Source organism: Algoriphagus boritolerans DSM 17298 = JCM 18970 (assembly GCF_900108085.1).
Lineage (GTDB): Bacteria > Bacteroidota > Bacteroidia > Cytophagales > Cyclobacteriaceae > Algoriphagus > Algoriphagus boritolerans.
Window position 1 is genome coordinate 239,537 of the sequence record NZ_FNVR01000003.1, and the last position, 17,350, is coordinate 256,886.

A 17,350-nucleotide genomic window follows, 5' to 3' on the forward strand; every position below is an offset into this window, starting at 1 on the left:
TTCAGTGTAATCTATTAAAAACCCAACCCTGCTGCATAGCGTGTTTTAGCATAAGAGATTCTGAGTTTGGAGGCAAGGTCATTCAGCGTAACTCTGGAGTCAAACACGGCTACTTCCCGAGCATTGACCAAGAACAAACTTGACTCTCCCATTTGGAATCGTCGTGTTTCTCCTGTCAACAAGGCCTGAAGACTTTTCACATTTTCAGAAAAGGTCGCTACCTGTTGATTCAAGATTGTCCAATTGTTGAGTTCCGATTCGAGCTTCGTCCGAAGCTGTAATTCTTTCAGATCCCGGGAGTTTTGTTTGAAATCTATTTTCGCCCTAGCCAATCCGACTGCACCTCTGGTTTTTCTCAGAAATAGTGGTGTGTACACCGAAACACCCCACTTGTAATCATTTTCAAAAAAAGGAGACATCTCAAGCGGAGAAAGTGATTCGGTAAGAAAATTATACTTCACCTTCACCACAGGAAGGAGTTGCTGTTCCTTCAGTCTGCGATCTACGTCCAAACTTGCGAGTTCGAAATCTGTGATCAGAAGTTCAGGATGCCGTCCTACGATACTCCGCAATTCTTCAAAGTCCGGAATGGAAGTGAATTCATCGTACAGACCTTGGGGCAGCGTTTCCTCTGCTAAAAACATCGGATTCCCGTTCTCATCCCACAGGAAGGTATTCAGTTCCTGTGTTGTAGCAAAAAAGGTGTTTTCAGCCGATTGAAGTCGATACTGGCGGTTGAGCAATTGGGAAAAAGCTTCGACGGTATCAATGGCTGCAAGATCCCCTTGCTCAAAGCTGCTCTTGACATAATTGAATCGGGAGGAAGCCAATTCTACTCCTTCCTGAAGTACTTTCAGATTTTCGAAAGCTAGAGCCCATCTCCAATACATGTCTGTGGCATCGAGATTTAATTGGTTCAACAGCCTGATCCGTTCTACTTCACTTGATTCCTGAAAAATCTGTGCTTGGCGAAGTGCTGCCCTCCTTTCGTCCAAGATAAGTCCCTGACCAAGATTTACTGAAGCACCGGCGGAAAGTAACCCAGCAGAAGGCACAGTACCCTCCGGGTTAAGGTAAGTTCCCGCATTTTGCTCAAAATTCCCGTTTAACTCTACCCCCATCCCAGTAGGAATTTTCATTCCCAGGTCCCTTTTATTGTAATAAGTGGTCTCTTTGAACTCCTTTCTGTCCAAGTTGCCATAAATCAAGGGATCGAATGCGCCTCTTGCTTGCCGCAGTTCCATTTGCCCCAAGCGAAGATTCAAATCAGCCTGAGCAGAAACCGGATGATACAGTCGTACCCACTCCATATACTCCTCAAAGCCAAGCCGAAGCGTATCCTGAGCTTTTGAAAAAAAGGAACAAAAAATCAACAATAAAATCAGTGTCGCTTTTTTCATTTTTTGCCTGATTTGGCCTGATCTTTTTCTTCCTGAGTATAATAATCGGCTGGGAAACCATTCAGTTGACGCCAGATTTCATACCAAACCGGTACATCGTTGAGCAGGGCAATTCCGTCGGCACCTGAACCTATCCGTAATAAATCAGGCCAGGCTTCTTCTTCAGGATCTTGGATTACCAAAACACGGTATTGATTATTGGGACCTGCAAACTGATCGATGGCTACCACAACACCCCCGAAGGTACCATTGGAAATCTGGGGCCAGCCCGAAAATACGATGGCTGGCCAACCGTCAAAGATAAATCGGACCTTGTTCCCTACTTTGATCAGCGGGAAGTCTACCGGTTGAACATACATTTCCACTGCCAATTCAGCATCTGCAGGCACAATATTGACGATTTGATCTCCTTCTATTATAGTCTCTCCAATACCTACTTGAACGGCCTTTGCAATATATCCATTCTGCGGAGCTAGGATATGCCGGTAGCCTGATCTTCGTTCATAGTTGGAATATTGGTTTTCCAGCTTAGTCGTACTTGCCTCGGCATCAAACTGAGAAGACATGGCTGTATACATCTCCGATTCAGCTTTGGCTAATTTATCTTTAAAATCATTGTCGATTGCATCCAAATCTATTTTTGCAGAAATCAATTCATTTTTGCTGCTGAGCAACTTATTCTCTGAGGAGATCAACTTTGCCTGAACTTCCTGAAACTTCAATTTTCTGGTTTCGAAATCAGTAAGTGACCTCAAGCCTTCTTCATAAAGGTTTTCAGCACGATCCAACTGGTACTTTCCGATTTCAAAATTCACTTTTGCCTGAACCAGCTCGATACTATCCGACTGAACTTTAAGTTCGGCCATGCGGAGTTTGTTTTCTGCCTGTTGTAAGCGGAGAATATTATTTCGCTTTAAGGCAGCTATCTGTGCATTTAGCGCGTTTACTTTGTCCCTATAAGATCTGGCAGAGGATGCTTTTGCATTGACTTGCAACTGAGTACGCGGTAAAAGCAGGGTATCAAAATACTCGTCCTTGATCTCTGATATCTGTAAAATGGTGTCACCTTTGGATACATAGTCTCCTTCAGCTACATACCACTTCTCGATTCTCCCCGCCAAGATAGAATGAATCGTCTGTGGTCGCTGATCCGGTCGTAATGCCGTGACGTAGCCTTTGGATCGAATATTTTGGGTCCATGGCAGAAAAAGCATGATAAAGAAAGAAATTACAATCCCGGTGAGTAATCTTACTCTACGTTGACTCTCCTTTTGAGGCAGGGTCATCACCAGGCTTTTGGAGCCGCTGAACGGAATTGATTCCTGAATTTTATTTAAAGAAATGTTCAACATGGCCTTAGTTTTTTAAATTTTTGTATCCTTCATAATTTCCATGATAGAGGATTTGTCCTGAAGCCATCATGACCACCTCGTCAGCACGACTCAAGACATCCTCATCATAAGACACCATGAGCAGCGTCCAATTACCATTAAAGAGGTAATCAATGATTTTCGACTGGACTTCCGTTTCTACGTGTTGTAGGACGTTTTCCATGATCAGCGCTTTTGGCTTACCCACAAATCCCCTTGCTAGTAGAATTTTCTGCGCAAGTGATTTGGGTAAGCCGCGACCTTGGGGTTGCAACATAGCCTCCAATCCCTCCGGAAGCCTATAGAGGTATTCTTTTAGCCCGACGAGATCCAGGATATATTCCAGGTGGGATTGATCAAAATCCCTTCCCATCAGTATGTTTTCCCGAATGGAACCGTTGAAAATTTCCTGCAACTCCAAAAAGTCACCTACCATTCCTCGGTATTTTTCAAGATTAATGTACTCGAGAGACAGGTCATTTACCGAAACAGTCCCCTCGTATTCTTCATATAAGCCTGAGAATAGCGCCAACAAGGCACTTTTGCCACTGCCGCTCTTCCCAGTAACTACGACCTTCCTGCCGGGATGAATTGTAAGACTTACATTTTTTAAAATAGGATCTTCGGCATCCTGCGGATGAAAAACCACATCACTCATGCTGTATTTCAGCCCTTCGGGACTCGCCACTACAATTTTCTCCGAGGGGCTGTGGTGCTCAAGTTCCAAGTCCATAACATTACCGAGTTTTTCTACCGCAACCAACGTATCATAGACCGTTTCAAGCGAAAGAATGAGCTTTTCTACCGAGTTGACAACCAAAATGATGATCACCTCAGCGGCTACGAACTGCCCGATGGAAATCTGATCGTTGATCAGCAACAAGCTTCCCGCCACCAATAAACTGGTGACTATAAGAACCTTGAATATTACCATCACTTTATACTGAAAAATCAAAACAGAGAAGTGCTTGGATCGAAACTCCACATAGCGTTGAATCAATTTGTCCGCTCTCAGTATGGGTAATCTGGTACTACCCACCAGCTTGAAGGAATTCAGGGTTCTTCCTACTTCCTCCAGCCAATAGGCAGTCTGATACTTGTAGGAGGATTCATTTAGGGCTGTTTCCATTCCCCTAGGACCTGAGAAATAGAAAATCAAGGTCAAAATCCCAATCAGCACAAATCCAAAAAGAATGAAAGTCGGATGATAAATCGATAACAAAAGCAAACCGAAAATGACCTGAAGCAAAGCCGCTGAGAAATCGATTAAGATCTTTGCCAAGCCCTTTTGAAGATTGACTGTATCAAAAAAACGATTGACAATTTCCGGCGCATATTGGCCGTGCATGATTTCGGTTTTCACCTTAGGAAGGCGATAAGCAATCGAAAGCCCAGATTTGGAGAAGATCCGTTGCTGCAATTTCTCCATGATCTGCAATTGGGAAATCTGTAAAAATCCACTGAATGCTACACCAAGGGCCACAATGATGACCAAAATTATCCAAGAGGTGCTGATCCTACCTCCAAGGATGAAGTTCAATATCGCCTGAATACCCAATGGCAATGAAAGCGTGATCAAGCCATTCAGAATCGCATAAAAATAGATCGCATAGACTTGATTCTTTTCGTCCTTGAGTAGCCCAAATAGGCGCTTTAAGGGAGTAATCTCTGTATTGCTAAGCATTTGAAATCGCTTTTAGAACAAGTTGGTGGAAAAACTGGTAACGTTCCTTCCCTTCATGGCTGGCCTCAGTCATCCCGGGAAGGTGAAGTGAATTGAAGGATTGTAAGAGACTGGATTCCATAACTGTCGAAACCAATGTCTTGGGAAACTCATAAGAAGGATTGATCTCCTTGATTATTAAAGAAATTCGCTCACCAAATCTGTAAACTTGAGCGAAAATTCCTGACTCATGCTCCACATCTACTGATTTGGTAAGGTAACCTTTGATGGACTCGTTGATTACTAATTTTCTGAGTATTTTAGGGTTCAAAAATTCATTTTCCAGATAAATCGGGCCATCTACCATTAGTCTGACTGCAATGGCCAATCGCTCATAAGGATCCTTGATATTAGAATTGGCAAAAACCAAATTATGCTCCATCCATGCCCAATACCAGGCATTGAGATACAACAAAAGCATGTGCTTGTTTTCAAAGTACCGATAAATCGCTGCCTCTGTGCTTCCGATCTGCTGAGCTAATTTTTTGAATGTGAACACTTCTATACCCAATTCCTGGATCATTTTAGTGCCTTCACTGACAGTCAGAGTTCCTATTTCGGAACTAAATGGCTCTTTCAAGTACAGGTTTGGATTCACCTCTACCCGCATCTTTTTTAAAATTGAATCCATTCGCAAAAGAATTATGAAGGGTAAAACGGAGCGATACGGCAAAAAGTTTGTACTTCTTCTGTTTTTGTTAGTAAGATTAACAAATTGATAATTTTACTTAGCAACTTTCATCGCCTTTGAAATCAAAACATCCAAGGGAATTAGATTCAGGGTCTTTTCATTCGTAGCTTCTAAAATAACAAGTGGCGCGCATCCTGCTTTGTAAGCCTCAAGCCATCGCAGTGCACATAGACACCATCTATCGCCTGCTTTTAATCCGGGAAAATCATAGGCTGGAATCGGAGCCATGAGGTCATTACCCCTGCTTTTTGAAAAAACCAAAAACTCCTCGGTAAGAACAGCACAAACCGTATGTGTACCCGAATCCTCAGGCCCTGTCTCACAGCAACCATTTCTATAAAATCCTGTCATTGGATTCAAACTACAAGGAATCAGGTCTTGGCCGAAAACATTTTTAGACATAAAGCTTTGGATTTTTTGCCACCCAGGTGGCCCAGAAAATAAGTAAGGGATGAATGAGAATCAATCTAACCCAGCCTATCCATTCCGGAACACATAGACCGCCGTCCACGCAAGTATTAATTTGAATAAAATAAACATGTGCAGGAATGAATGCAAGCAACATCAGGACGATGCCCCATGAAGCCCTGACCCTGGTCGGAAAATAAAGAATTCCCAACCCCAACAATACTTCTGCAACCCCAGCCAGTAAATTGATCAAATCAGGATTAGAAAAGAACGGAGGAATCAGGGGTATGTAAAAATTGGGTGTTAAGAAATGATTCAACCCTGCAACTAGGTAAAAATACCCCAATCCACGTATTAATACTTTCTTTAAAAATGGAGAAGGCTTCATAAAACTTAACTAGTCGAAGGATTCAATGAAATTTTAAATTTATTTTTCCCTGATACGCTACCCATTGTATTTCAGTTTCCCCAAACCATATAGATACAATACTTTCGAATACCTGAGCATCAAAGGAAGCAAAATGATATTTAAGACCAAGACTAAGGTCAGATACATCCAAAGCTCGGGTTCCTCGACCAGCACATTAATCGCAGTCAGCGCAGTAATCACCAACGCTACGGAAAAGGCGTAACTGATATACATCGCTCCGTAGTAAAAGTCCGGTTCAGGATTGAGATTGGCCCCACAGATTTGGCAGGTTTTATTGATATCTGAAAGTTTTCGATAATTAAACACTCCTACTGAAAAAAGATTTCCTTCCCGGCATTTTGGGCATTTGCAACCTAGGATTGCAGCTCCTAAACTTTTTGACATATTCTATTTTTAGGCTAAAGTAAGTTGGACCTTTGCCAAAGACTGTGACCAAAGTTACTCCTTCCTCGGTTCGGATTAAAGTTTTTTTTAACAACTCAGTCCCAGACTGATCGTAATTTCGGACATGAGATAAGTTTTGACCGACTGGGCAAAGAAGAAGCATTTAGAGGGAATATTTTTAATCCTTCCCTTATAGCAGCAAAGTGCTGGGGGAGTAATTATCCCTCGCTGATCTATACCGGACCTGTACTAGAGAAAGCCCATGGAGGACGGGCAAATGTGGGTTTTGAAGTGAATTACCATTTGCACTACATGGTGTCCGGAACCCGCAATTTCATTGGCCCGGAGGTCAATCAGGAAATCCATGAGGGAAAATCCTTCGCCACCCTGAGACCATAAATGCGGGTGGCATTGGCTGAGAATCTTTTGATAGGTATTGTTTCAGTGATTCCGGTAGGCCAACCTGATGCAGGTTTAGGATCTTTCGTTCGGTTAATCTATGAGCCTGGGTTTAAGGCTATGCATTAATCAAAAACAGAAAAAAGGGGCTTTCTCATCAGGCTGACACCAAGAAGCCTGATGAGACAGACTCTTTTTTTTTTATCTGAATTCTTCCAACTCGTAATCTTTACCCTTTCCCCATTGGAGAAGCTCATGGATGGTGTAGTATTCCAAGGTATCTAGATCTTTGATCTTGAAATTGTCACCGGCAAGTCTGGCCATAATCTCAATGGTCCGGATTTCGCCCTGATTGACAAATCGATACACTCTACCAACCCGAAGGTTATCCAATGCGATGGGCATTTTTAAGCTTTGTCTTTGATGATTACTCCTGTTGCCTCAAAGGTAATTTCACGTTTTGGTGAAGTGATCGCGTCGATCTCTTCTTTGGATTTCCCCTGATCTTCCGCAAAATGCTTCAACGTCTCCACATCCGTTTCGGTCAGCGTAGCCACACCTTCCAGAATTATTGGAAATCCCTGAGAATTGGTTGGAATGAAAAATCCATAGTCTTTGAAAGTTACCCGCATGGGTTCGCCATTAGCAAGGTCCATGGTAAACCAGCAACCTTTTTTGGTACAGACTTCCTTGATTTCGCCTTCAATTTTCCCTGTAAAAGTTCCTGAAGCTTCCACTGCGGAAATCATTTCGGAAGTTCCCAAGACAGTATTCTCATCCAAATTTGCGCCATAGGATCCGGGCACAACTTCTGCTTCACCTACAGGTTCAGATTTTGCATTGGCTTCCACTTGTTCTTTTACAGATTCAGCCGGTTTTTGGCAAGAAAAAGAAAGTGCTGAAATAATTGCCGCGGAAAGTAGGATTGATTTTTTCATAACAGGTACGATTAACGCTCAAAAATACGCCAAATGCATCGATGTGAAAACCGCTTCAGACCCAAATCTGCAAATTTATTTTCTACCGAAGATTAGATGGGAATACCGGGTATTTTTAGAATTTTCAAACACATCAAAAGAAAAGAAACATTTTTTTCAATAAATCTTCCGATTCTTTAGCAATGCTGTAATTTTGTTCAAGATTAGAAATACGACCCTGCACTCATGCCTCAAACCAAAAAGTTCATCATTGATTTTGACAGTACCTTTACACAAGTAGAAGCCCTGGACATTCTCGGGGAAATCAGCCTGATCAACGACCCGGAAAAAGTCAAAAAACTCCAATCCATTAAGGACATCACGGACAAAGGAATGGAGGGATCCATCACGTTTCGTGAAAGTTTGGAACTAAGATTAGAGATCCTCAAAGCCAGCAAAACACAAATTACAGACCTGATTGCTGCGCTTAGGCAAAAAGTATCCAAATCCTTTGAACGAAATAAAGAATGGCTTCAGGAAAACGCCAAAGACATTTACATCATTTCCAACGGGTTTAAGGACTTCATACTTCCAATTGTTTCTGAGTATGGCATTCTGAAAGAAAATGTCTTTGCAAATGAGTTTGTCTATGACGAGGCGGGAAATATTGTCGATTTCAATCGTGAAAATCCGCTCTCCAAAAACAATGGCAAGACTGAAACGATCAAAAATGTAAATTTGGAAGGGGATATTTATGTCATTGGTGATGGCTACACTGATTATGAAATAAAGGCATCGGGACTTGCCAATAAATTCTATGCATTTACGGAAAATGTCTCCAGACCAAAAGTCGTGAGCCGAGCCGATCACATTGCCCCAAGTTTTGACGAAATCCTTTATATCAACAAGTTGAACACGAAATTTTCTTACCCAAAAAGCCGAATTAAGGTCCTCCTTCTGGAAAATGTACATCCCATTGGAATCCACCTCCTTCAAGAGGAAGGCTATGAAGTAGAGGTAATCTCCAGCGCATTAAGCGAAGAAGAACTTAGGGAAAAAATCAAGACTGTTTCCATTCTTGGAATCAGATCTAAAACAAACGTGACCAAAAAGGTTCTGGAAAACGCCAACCGGCTTTTGGCAATTGGTGCTTTCTGCATCGGAACCAACCAAATCGACTTGGAAGAATGCGAGCGAAAAGGAATTGCGGTTTTTAACGCACCCTTCTCAAATACGCGATCTGTAGTAGAGATGGCCATCGCTGAGATCATTTTCCTCATGCGAAGATTGCAGGACAAATCTGTCGGCATGCACGTGGGCATTTGGGATAAATCCGCTTCAGGGTCTTTTGAAATCCGAGGGAAAAAACTTGGAATCGTAGGATATGGAAATATCGGAGCTCAGCTTTCTGTATTGGCAGAAAACATGGGAATGAACGTATTCTATTACGATGTGATCGAAAAACTTGCCCTTGGAAATGCCACTAAAGTAGATTCCTTGGATGAATTGGTTTCGACTTGTGACATAATCTCACTTCATGTAGATGGGCGAAAAGAAAACAGACACCTGATGGATCGAGAGAGAATCGGAAAGATGAAACCGGGTGCTATTTTAATCAACCTCAGCCGAGGTCACGTGGTCGAGATTCCTGCACTTAGAGACGCCATACTTTCAGGACATTTGGGAGGTAGCGCGGTGGATGTGTTCCCCGAAGAACCAAAAAACAACAAGGAGTCGTTTGAGTCAGAATTAAAAGGTTTACCAAATACCATCCTGACTCCACATATTGGAGGCAGCACACTGGAGGCTCAGGAAAATATCGCAAGATTTGTTCCTGGCAAAATCATGGAATACATCAATACGGGCAACACGTACAATTCGGTCAACTTCCCAAATATCCAATTGCCATTCCTGCATGACGCCCATCGCTTGATTCACATTCACCACAACGAACCAGGTGTATTGGCAAAAATCAACCAAGTGCTTGCCAGCTTCAACATTAACATCGTAGGACAATACCTCAAAACCAATGAAAAGATCGGCTATGTGATCACGGATATCGATAAGGTCTATAAAGCAGAAGCCATTGAGGCATTGAAAACTATTCCGGGAACGATTCGCTTTAGGACGCTATATTGATTTTACCTTAGTCATAAAACAGCAAAAGCCCCGGATTTTCGGGGCTTTTTTGGTTAGTTACTCAATATCAGTCTGTGCGATATAGCTCCTTATAATACTCCTGATACGCTCCGGAGGTCACATGGTCCAGCCATTCTTCATTGGCTAAATACCAGTCAATCGTGATGTCGATTCCTTCGTCAAACTGTAAGCTTGGCTCCCAACCCAACTCTTTTTGGATCTTGCTCGCATCGATCGCATAGCGGTGGTCGTGGCCCGCACGATCTTGAACAAAGGTGATGAGTTTCTCTGAAGTACCTGCTTCCCGTCCCAGCTTTTCATCCATTTTCTGACAAAGCAATCGCACGATATCGATGTTTTTCCACTCGTTGAATCCTCCGATATTGTAGGTTTCACCAGCTTTACCCTTGTGAAAAACAATATCAATCGCTCTCGCGTGATCTTTGACAAACAACCAATCTCGCACATTTTCGCCTTTTCCATAGACTGGAAGCTGTTTCATGTTTTTGATATTGTTGATGCAAAGGGGAATCAGTTTTTCGGGAAATTGATTGGGGCCGTAATTGTTAGAGCAATTGGAGACCACTATTTTCATTTTGTAAGTATTTGCATAAGCCCTAACAAAATGATCCGAAGCGGCTTTGGAAGCGGAATAAGGAGACTGTGGATCGTATGCAGTTGTTTCTAAAAAGAAACCTCCGTCATGCAAGGAACCATAGACTTCATCTGTCGACACGTGGTAAAATAAATGTTGATCCAGCTCCCCTGCCCAAGCTTTCTTGGCTGCATTGAGCAGATTCACGGTACCAAAGACATTGGTTTTCACAAAAGCCAAGGGATCAGAAATAGAGCGATCCACATGAGATTCTGCGGCTAGGTGAATCACATCGGTGATTTGATGCTTGGCAAAAATCACGTCAAGCGCTTCTGCTTCCTGGATATCGGCCTTTTCAAAACTATAATTCTGAGCGCCCTCCACTGATTTTAGGTTCTCCAGATTTCCTGCATAGGTCAAGGCGTCTAAATTGACGATTTTGTACTCGGGATAGTTGGTGACAAAAAGTTGAATTACATGGCAACCGATAAATCCGGCACCACCTGTGATTAAAATAGACTTAGACATGGTTTTATTTTTTATAATACGCTAAATACCAATCAGTGAAAGCTTTTACCCCATCTTCAATAGGAGTTGCAGGTTTATAGCCAGTGTCCCGAACCAAATCGGTCACATCGGCATGCGATGCAGGGACATCCCCCATTTGCAATGGGAGAAGTTCCATTTTAGCCGATTTTCCCAGTCCCTTTTCCACAGCTTTAATATAATCCATCAACAATACTGGGTTTGAATTACCGATGTTGTACAACTTATAGGGAACCTTCGAGCTTCCCGGATCAGGGTTTTGAGAATCAAAATCAGGGTTGGGCTTTGCAGGTCTGTCGGCAACTTTCAACACGCCTGCTACGATATCATCTATGAAAGTAAAATCCCGCTTCATTTTGCCATAATTGAATACCTGGATCGGCTCTCCTTTTAGAATCGCTTCGGTGAAAAGGAACAAGGCCATATCCGGTCTTCCCCAAGGGCCATAAACGGTGAAAAACCGAAGGCCGGTTGTCGGTATCCCAAACAAGTGGCTGTAAGTATGTGCCATCAGTTCGTTGGATTTTTTGGAAGCGGCATATAACGAAATCGGGTGATCTACAGAATCCGAGGTGGAAAACGGCAATTTCTCATTTGCCCCATATACAGAACTTGAACTTGCATAGACCAAATGCTTCACAGGATGAAATCGGCAACATTCCAGAATATTGAGAAATGCCATAATATTGGATTCAATGTACACCTCCGGATGTGTCAGCGAATGCCTCACCCCGGCCTGTGCTGCCAAATGAATCACCACATCAAACTTCTCCTGCTCAAAAAGCGCCATCAAAGGCTCCTTCTCCGCCAACTCCAATTGGATAAAGCGATACCCTTTTTGGGTAGTTGATTGGACAATTTTTCCTTTTTGAATCTCTGATTTTGGAATCCCCCTGTACTCAAGCCGTGAATACTTGAGATTGATGTCGTAGTAGTCATTGATGATATCCAAACCGACAACTTCATCACCCCGATCGATCAGTTTTTGAGCAACATGAAATCCAATAAATCCGGCCGTGCCGGTCACGAGGTACTTCATCTGGTTATAATTTGTTTTTTATCGATCAGATGGAATCTCGTTTGGTTTAAAATCATCCCAGTGTGTGTCGTTTTCGACATGCTAGATTTCATAAGGAACTTTGACAATTAATTGGAAACTCTCAAATATAACCTATTCCATTGTTTTGGCTGCGCTAATTAGTCGCTGATAGTTGCTAAAAATTTCTTTTTGGACAAATTTCCGGTCATAATTTTGAACAATCAATTCATAGAGATTTGCAGCGTATTGCGCCATTTTATCGCGTTTCACAAAAGCAAATTCCAAAGCTTCCTTCAATACAACGGCATCTTTTACAGGAAAAATTAACCCGGTTTTTTGTTGGGTGATGATGTCTGTATTTCCAATTATATCCGAGCAAACGACAGGAACCTGCATGGCACCGGCTTCCAGAATTACATTGGGAAAGCCTTCACGGTGCGAAGGATGAACCAAAAGATCCGAAAGTGCCAGATAATGCGCCACATGATCAGACCAATCAATCTGAATGATCCGAGGGTGATCTTGGATCGTCTGCACCGTTTCGGGTGAAAGCGGATCCAAGTCATTTTCAAAAGCGCCCAACAAAACCAGTTTGGATTTATTGACAATTTTTGAATTCAAAAAAGCAGACACCAACTCTCCGATTCCTTTGTCCCTAACTAATCGACCCACACACAAAATGATGAAATCATCCTCACCTGGCATAATTCGCATAGTGGCTGCGACCAGGTGATTTTCCTTAAGCGAATCCCGGTTGAATTTTTCAAGATCGACCCCATTGGAAGAGCCCTTGCCGATCATTCGAAGCTTGAATTCGGAACAAAGTCCCTTTTTTACCACAAATTTCCAAAGTCCCTGCGAGTTTGGCCACACCTCAGTGGCATTGGAATAAGTCCACTTTTCCACTGATTCAAGCAGACTTTTTGTCTTTCCTTCAGCTGCCATCGCAGGAATACCCGCAAGCGTGTGAATTCGAATCTTTACTCCTGCCAGATTCGCAGCGATCATACCAAGCAATCCTGCTTTTGGGGTATGGGTATGTACAATATCAGGTTTTTCTCTTTTGAACAGTTGAATCAAAAGCCAGATGCATTTCAGATCAGTAAGCGGCGTTATTTTCCGGGTAAAAGGAATGGCCTCATGCCTGACTCCCTCATGTTTGGTCACCTGATCCACTTCTCTCCCGTCAGAACTGACCATGATCACCTCCCAGCCCTGGGCTTTGGCATAGTTCATTTGCCCGGCTAGCAAAAGTTTGAGTGATAAGGGTACGGTGGTGATTCGGATTAATTTCGGCATCAAAAAAGATTTCTAAGGGCGCAAAGGTAAGCTTTTAACGCATCATCGGCGCTAAAATTTCCAGACATAGTCTTAAAAACCGAGCCAAAAGGAATGTGTTTTGGTTACCTTTAATCAATCAAACCTATTTAAAAATAAATTTCTCATGATTTCTACCGTAAAAATCGCCATCATAGGTTGCGGCAACCTGGGTACTTCTATCGCCAACGGATTACTGATGCGAACCGATTTTGACCCAAAAAACCTCACGCTGACGAAACGAAATACGACTAGTCTAGCTGAATTTGAGTCAAAAGGTGTACATGTGCATACTGACAACACCGTTCCCGCCCACTATGCGGACATCATTCTTTTGGGTGTCAAACCTTACAATGTTGCCAAGATCTTAGCCGAAATTAAACCGGTATTGGATCCAAGTAAGCAACTCATCATCTCGCTGGCAACCGGAATCACCCTGAAGGAGATGTATGAAGTCATCGACCCAAAAACGGTCGCCTTCAGAGCAATGCCGAATATTGCTGCTGACATTCAGGAGTCAATCACCTGTGTGTGCCAAGAGCATGCAAATCCCAAGCAGGTCGAGCTGGTTCAGGAATTATTTGACTCGATTGGTTTCACGATCACGATTGACGAAAGCCTCATGGAGGCCGCAACCGTACTTGGAGCCTGCGGTATTGCTTATGTGCTTCGATTTATGCGGGCGATGATTCAGGGAGGGATCCAAATCGGTTTTGATTCCGTGACTGCAAGCAAAATCGTAAATCAAACGGTAAAAGGTGCCGCGGAACTTATGATTCAAAAAAATATTCACCCCGAAGCGGCAATCGATAAAGTAACTACTCCAAAGGGTTGTACCATCGTTGGACTCAATGAAATGGAGCATCAGGGATTTAGTTCCGCCATGGTACGCGGTGTCATTGCCAGCTATGAGAAAATAGAAAAGTAAGCAAAGCAGGTTGAAAATTCGAAACCGTCGCACTTACCGAGTGGCGATGGTTTTTTTTATTTTTTTCTGGCTTGGAATATTTCAAAATCCAGATTGAGAATAGCTGATTAGGGGAAATAGGCTTATTCCATACTTTGAAAATTCAATCATTTTATAAAAATATTACCATTACTTCAAAAAAGAATAATTTTAGGGTTGTTTTTCTTTTAAATGTTTTCATTAGCTTTGTCCCGGGTGATAAACAACTTTTGCTATTCCTTTTTAAGCGAAGCGATTTTTAAAGGAAGGTCTGTTTGGTACTTTTTCCTCCTTCCTTTTACATTTATTCCCAACTGGCCAATAAAAAAACCTTCAGAATTCTATCCTGAAGGTTTTTTTATTGATTTGATTTTGGTTTAATCAAAAAGCTCGGCGAGTTTCTTTTCAAGACTTGGACCCCGCAGATCTTTTGCTATGATTTTTCCATCCGGATCTATCATATACGTGGCCGGGATCGCCTGAATCTGATAAAGCTCGGCAGCAGCAGAATTGAAATATTTCAAATCTGAAACCTGGGTCCAGGTCAACTGATCATCGGCAATCGCTTTAACCCAATCTTCCTTGGTTCGGTCCAATGAAACTCCAAACACCTCAAATCCTTTGTCTTTGTATTGATTATAAAGTCTGACCACATTTGGATTTTCCTGTCGGCAAGGCTTACACCAAGCCGCCCAAAAGTCAATCAGAACGTATTTGCCCCGCAAGTCAGAAAGCTTCACCAACTCCCCACTCGGACTGGGCAACTCAATCTCAGGCGCCGGCTGGCCTACTGATAGGGCGCGCATCTCATCGAGCTGTTGTTTCATCTGGAGGATAGCCACCGTACCCGGATAGTTGTCATTTAGCCTGGAAACCAATTCATCGATGAACTGAAAATCGTTTTTGGGATTCAATAGTCCAACTGCTGCCAAAGGAGCAAAAGAATCCCCCATACTGGCGATCATTTCTTTCACGCGCTGGGATTGATTGGATTCCAGGGTCATTGCATCCGATTGAATTTTTTTGATGGCTTCCGTATCATTTTTACTCATGGCCTCATAGTACGCCTCATTCAGTTTATTGACATCAGCCTGATACGCCTCCATCAATTGCTCTATCTTCAGCATCTCCTTGGTATCCTTTGACCCTTCGATGGCAAGGCTTGCAGGATCGGAAAAGTCATAAGTCAATTCCACGTCCTCTTTATACAATGCCAATCGGACTGTTTTCTGACCGTAGAGATTCAATTCATAAAACGTCGGAGTATCTACCTCCAATTCATAAGAAAATTCACCTGATGCATTTACCTCCAAGGTATCTAAAACTTTTGGCCTGCTGTCTGTAAATTGAGAAAGTACAACCATTCCTTCCGGTGTATTTTCAATTTTTCCCGAAACCTGAACCTTGCCTTCTGTTTCAGTTTCATTACCACCGCAGGAGAAAAACACCATCACGGTAACTAGCCAAACTCCTATCATCGTATGCTTCATTTGATTATGATTGATTTTTTTATGGTCAACTTGACTGTATCTCTGTTGCGATATTTTTTACTGTGGGACTTTTGACAAGCTGGAATGCTACAGGTTATTTTCCCAATAGGTCTGTCAACAGTTTGGTAGCGACCTTTGGATCTGCTTTTCCATTTGACTTTTTCATCACCTGCCCCATAAACATGCCCATCAATCCCTTTTTCCCTGACCGATATTCTGCAACTTTTGCACCATTCTCGGCTAAAACAGCCTCAACGATGGGTTTCAGGGATCCTTCATCACTTTCCTGGATCAAATTCAGGCGTTGTGCTATTTCCAACGACGATTCTCCCTTTGCTTTTAGCAGCTCCGGAAAGATAGTTTGAGAAGCTGCTGTAAATGAAACCTTTCCCTCTTCTACCAATGCGATAAGATGGGATAAAGTTTCTGCTGTGATCGGGAAGTTTTCCATATTCTGGGCCATTTCATTCAAGTATGACTTGACCGGTCCCATCATCCAGTTGGATGCTGCTTTGTAATTATTCGTTTTGGTACAAAGCACATCAAACCAAAGTGCAATTTCTTTTGATTCGCTCAGAAAAGCCGCATCGTAGGCTGGTAAGCCATAGCTATCGACAAACTTCCTGTAAAGTTCCCGCGGCAAGGCCGGCATGGTCACTTTAATGGAATTTAACCACTCATCCGAGATCTCAATTGGGCTCAAATCAGGCTCAGGAAAATACCGGTAGTCATTCAGGTCCTCTTTGGTCCGCATGCTGGCCGTAGTTCCTGTGTCGGCATCGAAGGTCCGAGTCTCTGAGATAATTTCCTCCCCTGCCTCCAGCAAATGAATGATCCGCTCATGCTCATGCGCTATGGCGCGGGCCACATTGCGGAAAGAGTTCATATTTTTCACTTCCACTTTCTTCCCAAGTTCTGTGGCACCTTTTAGCATTACCGAAATATTGGCATCGCAGCGAAGTGACCCTTCCTCCATATTGCCGTCACAGACATCCAGGTATTTGACCAGTTTTTTGATCTCCGCCAAAAAAACATAGGCTTCTTCCGGGGTTCTCAAATCAGGCTCGGTCACAATCTCTATCAGAGGCGTACCGGCTCGGTTAAAATCAACCAAAGTATCCGTCTCTCCGGCCAAGTGCATGGACTTTCCGGCATCTTCTTCCATGTGGATCCTGTTGAGCTTGACCAATTTTTCTGTTCCATCAGCCAATTCAATAGGGACGGTACCGCCGACGCAGATCGGGCCCCTGTCCTGGGTGATTTGATAGCCCTTGGGAAGGTCAGGGTAGAAATAGTTTTTCCTGGAGAAAATATTGAATCGGGTAATCTCACAGTTGCAAGCCAAACCCATTTTGACGGCAAACTCCACGGCCTTTTTATTCACTTTTGGCAAAGTCCCCGGATGTCCGAGGGTAATTGCAGAGATCAGTGTATTGGGCAGATTTCCGTATTCGTTGGAGTCTGAGGAAAACATTTTACTTTCAGTCAGCAATTGGGCATGGACTTCCAGGCCGATCACCAACTGATATTTATTCCTGAGTTCTTCGCTTAGCATT

Annotated in this window: 16 protein-coding genes; 2 read left to right on the forward strand and 14 right to left on the reverse strand. The window is 42.9% G+C overall.

Going from position 1 to position 17,350, the window contains the following annotated elements:
• Positions 1 to 14: 14 nt before the first annotated feature.
• The 9 genes from C4S61_RS04785 to C4S61_RS04825 form a co-directional block, all read right to left on the reverse strand.
• A complete protein-coding gene (locus tag C4S61_RS04785; protein WP_103923649.1) occupies positions 15 to 1,400 on the reverse strand; it encodes a TolC family protein in 1,386 nt (461 codons plus the stop codon).
• Positions 1,397 to 2,752 carry an HlyD family secretion protein gene (locus tag C4S61_RS04790; RefSeq protein ID WP_103923650.1) on the reverse strand — a complete coding sequence of 452 codons (1,356 nt, stop codon included), beginning with the start codon at positions 2,750 to 2,752 and terminating at the stop codon, positions 1,397 to 1,399. Before C4S61_RS04790 ends, C4S61_RS04785 begins: the two co-directional genes overlap by 4 nt.
• 4 nt (positions 2,753 to 2,756) lie before the next feature.
• Positions 2,757 to 4,454, reverse strand: coding sequence for a peptidase domain-containing ABC transporter (locus tag C4S61_RS04795; RefSeq protein ID WP_103923651.1), 1,698 nt, complete (start codon positions 4,452 to 4,454; stop codon positions 2,757 to 2,759).
• On the reverse strand, positions 4,447 to 5,124 hold the full coding sequence (locus tag C4S61_RS04800; protein ID WP_103923652.1) for a TetR/AcrR family transcriptional regulator: 678 nt from the start codon (positions 5,122 to 5,124) through the stop codon (positions 4,447 to 4,449). Before C4S61_RS04800 ends, C4S61_RS04795 begins: the two co-directional genes overlap by 8 nt.
• 93 nt (positions 5,125 to 5,217) lie before the next feature.
• Positions 5,218 to 5,586, reverse strand: coding sequence for a DUF2237 family protein (locus C4S61_RS04805; protein ID WP_103923653.1), 369 nt, complete (start codon positions 5,584 to 5,586; stop codon positions 5,218 to 5,220).
• Entirely contained in the window at positions 5,579 to 5,845 is a 267-nt protein-coding gene (locus C4S61_RS04810; protein WP_235009800.1) for a hypothetical protein, read from the reverse strand. Before C4S61_RS04810 ends, C4S61_RS04805 begins: the two co-directional genes overlap by 8 nt.
• A gap of 192 nt (positions 5,846 to 6,037) precedes the next feature.
• The gene (locus C4S61_RS04815) at positions 6,038 to 6,406 is read right to left on the reverse strand and encodes a DUF983 domain-containing protein (RefSeq protein ID WP_103923655.1); all 369 of its coding nucleotides are present in this window, start codon (positions 6,404 to 6,406) and stop codon (positions 6,038 to 6,040) included.
• Between the two features lie 600 nt (positions 6,407 to 7,006).
• Complete coding sequence (locus C4S61_RS04820) at positions 7,007 to 7,210, reverse strand: hypothetical protein (protein ID WP_103923656.1); 204 nt, start codon at positions 7,208 to 7,210, stop codon at positions 7,007 to 7,009.
• A gap of 2 nt (positions 7,211 to 7,212) precedes the next feature.
• The gene (locus C4S61_RS04825; RefSeq protein ID WP_103923657.1) at positions 7,213 to 7,743 is read right to left on the reverse strand and encodes a DUF4920 domain-containing protein; all 531 of its coding nucleotides are present in this window, start codon (positions 7,741 to 7,743) and stop codon (positions 7,213 to 7,215) included.
• 225 nt (positions 7,744 to 7,968) lie between these two features.
• Here C4S61_RS04825 and serA point away from each other — a divergent pair, with 225 nt between their 5' ends.
• Complete coding sequence (gene serA / locus C4S61_RS04830; protein WP_103923658.1) at positions 7,969 to 9,861, forward strand: phosphoglycerate dehydrogenase; 1,893 nt, start codon at positions 7,969 to 7,971, stop codon at positions 9,859 to 9,861.
• A 67-nt stretch (positions 9,862 to 9,928) separates the two neighbouring features.
• Here serA and rfbB read toward each other — a convergent pair whose 3' ends face one another.
• From rfbB to C4S61_RS04845, 3 genes are all read right to left on the reverse strand, one after another.
• A complete protein-coding gene (gene rfbB, locus C4S61_RS04835; protein ID WP_103923659.1) occupies positions 9,929 to 10,984 on the reverse strand; it encodes a dTDP-glucose 4,6-dehydratase in 1,056 nt (351 codons plus the stop codon).
• A 4-nt stretch (positions 10,985 to 10,988) separates the two neighbouring features.
• On the reverse strand, positions 10,989 to 12,041 hold the full coding sequence (locus C4S61_RS04840; RefSeq protein ID WP_103923660.1) for an NAD-dependent epimerase: 1,053 nt from the start codon (positions 12,039 to 12,041) through the stop codon (positions 10,989 to 10,991).
• A gap of 132 nt (positions 12,042 to 12,173) precedes the next feature.
• Positions 12,174 to 13,340, reverse strand: coding sequence for a glycosyltransferase family 4 protein (locus C4S61_RS04845; protein ID WP_103923661.1), 1,167 nt, complete (start codon positions 13,338 to 13,340; stop codon positions 12,174 to 12,176).
• A gap of 145 nt (positions 13,341 to 13,485) precedes the next feature.
• Between C4S61_RS04845 and proC the strand changes: the two genes are divergently transcribed.
• The gene (gene proC / locus C4S61_RS04850; RefSeq protein ID WP_103923662.1) at positions 13,486 to 14,286 is read left to right on the forward strand and encodes a pyrroline-5-carboxylate reductase; all 801 of its coding nucleotides are present in this window, start codon (positions 13,486 to 13,488) and stop codon (positions 14,284 to 14,286) included.
• A gap of 395 nt (positions 14,287 to 14,681) precedes the next feature.
• On the opposite strand, the gene C4S61_RS04860 is transcribed toward proC, so the two are convergent.
• A complete protein-coding gene (locus C4S61_RS04860) occupies positions 14,682 to 15,794 on the reverse strand; it encodes a TlpA disulfide reductase family protein (RefSeq protein WP_103923664.1) in 1,113 nt (370 codons plus the stop codon).
• Positions 15,795 to 15,888: 94 nt separating this feature from the next.
• A complete protein-coding gene (gatB, locus tag C4S61_RS04865; protein ID WP_103923665.1) occupies positions 15,889 to 17,349 on the reverse strand; it encodes an Asp-tRNA(Asn)/Glu-tRNA(Gln) amidotransferase subunit GatB in 1,461 nt (486 codons plus the stop codon).
• Between the last annotated feature and the right edge of the window lies 1 nt (position 17,350).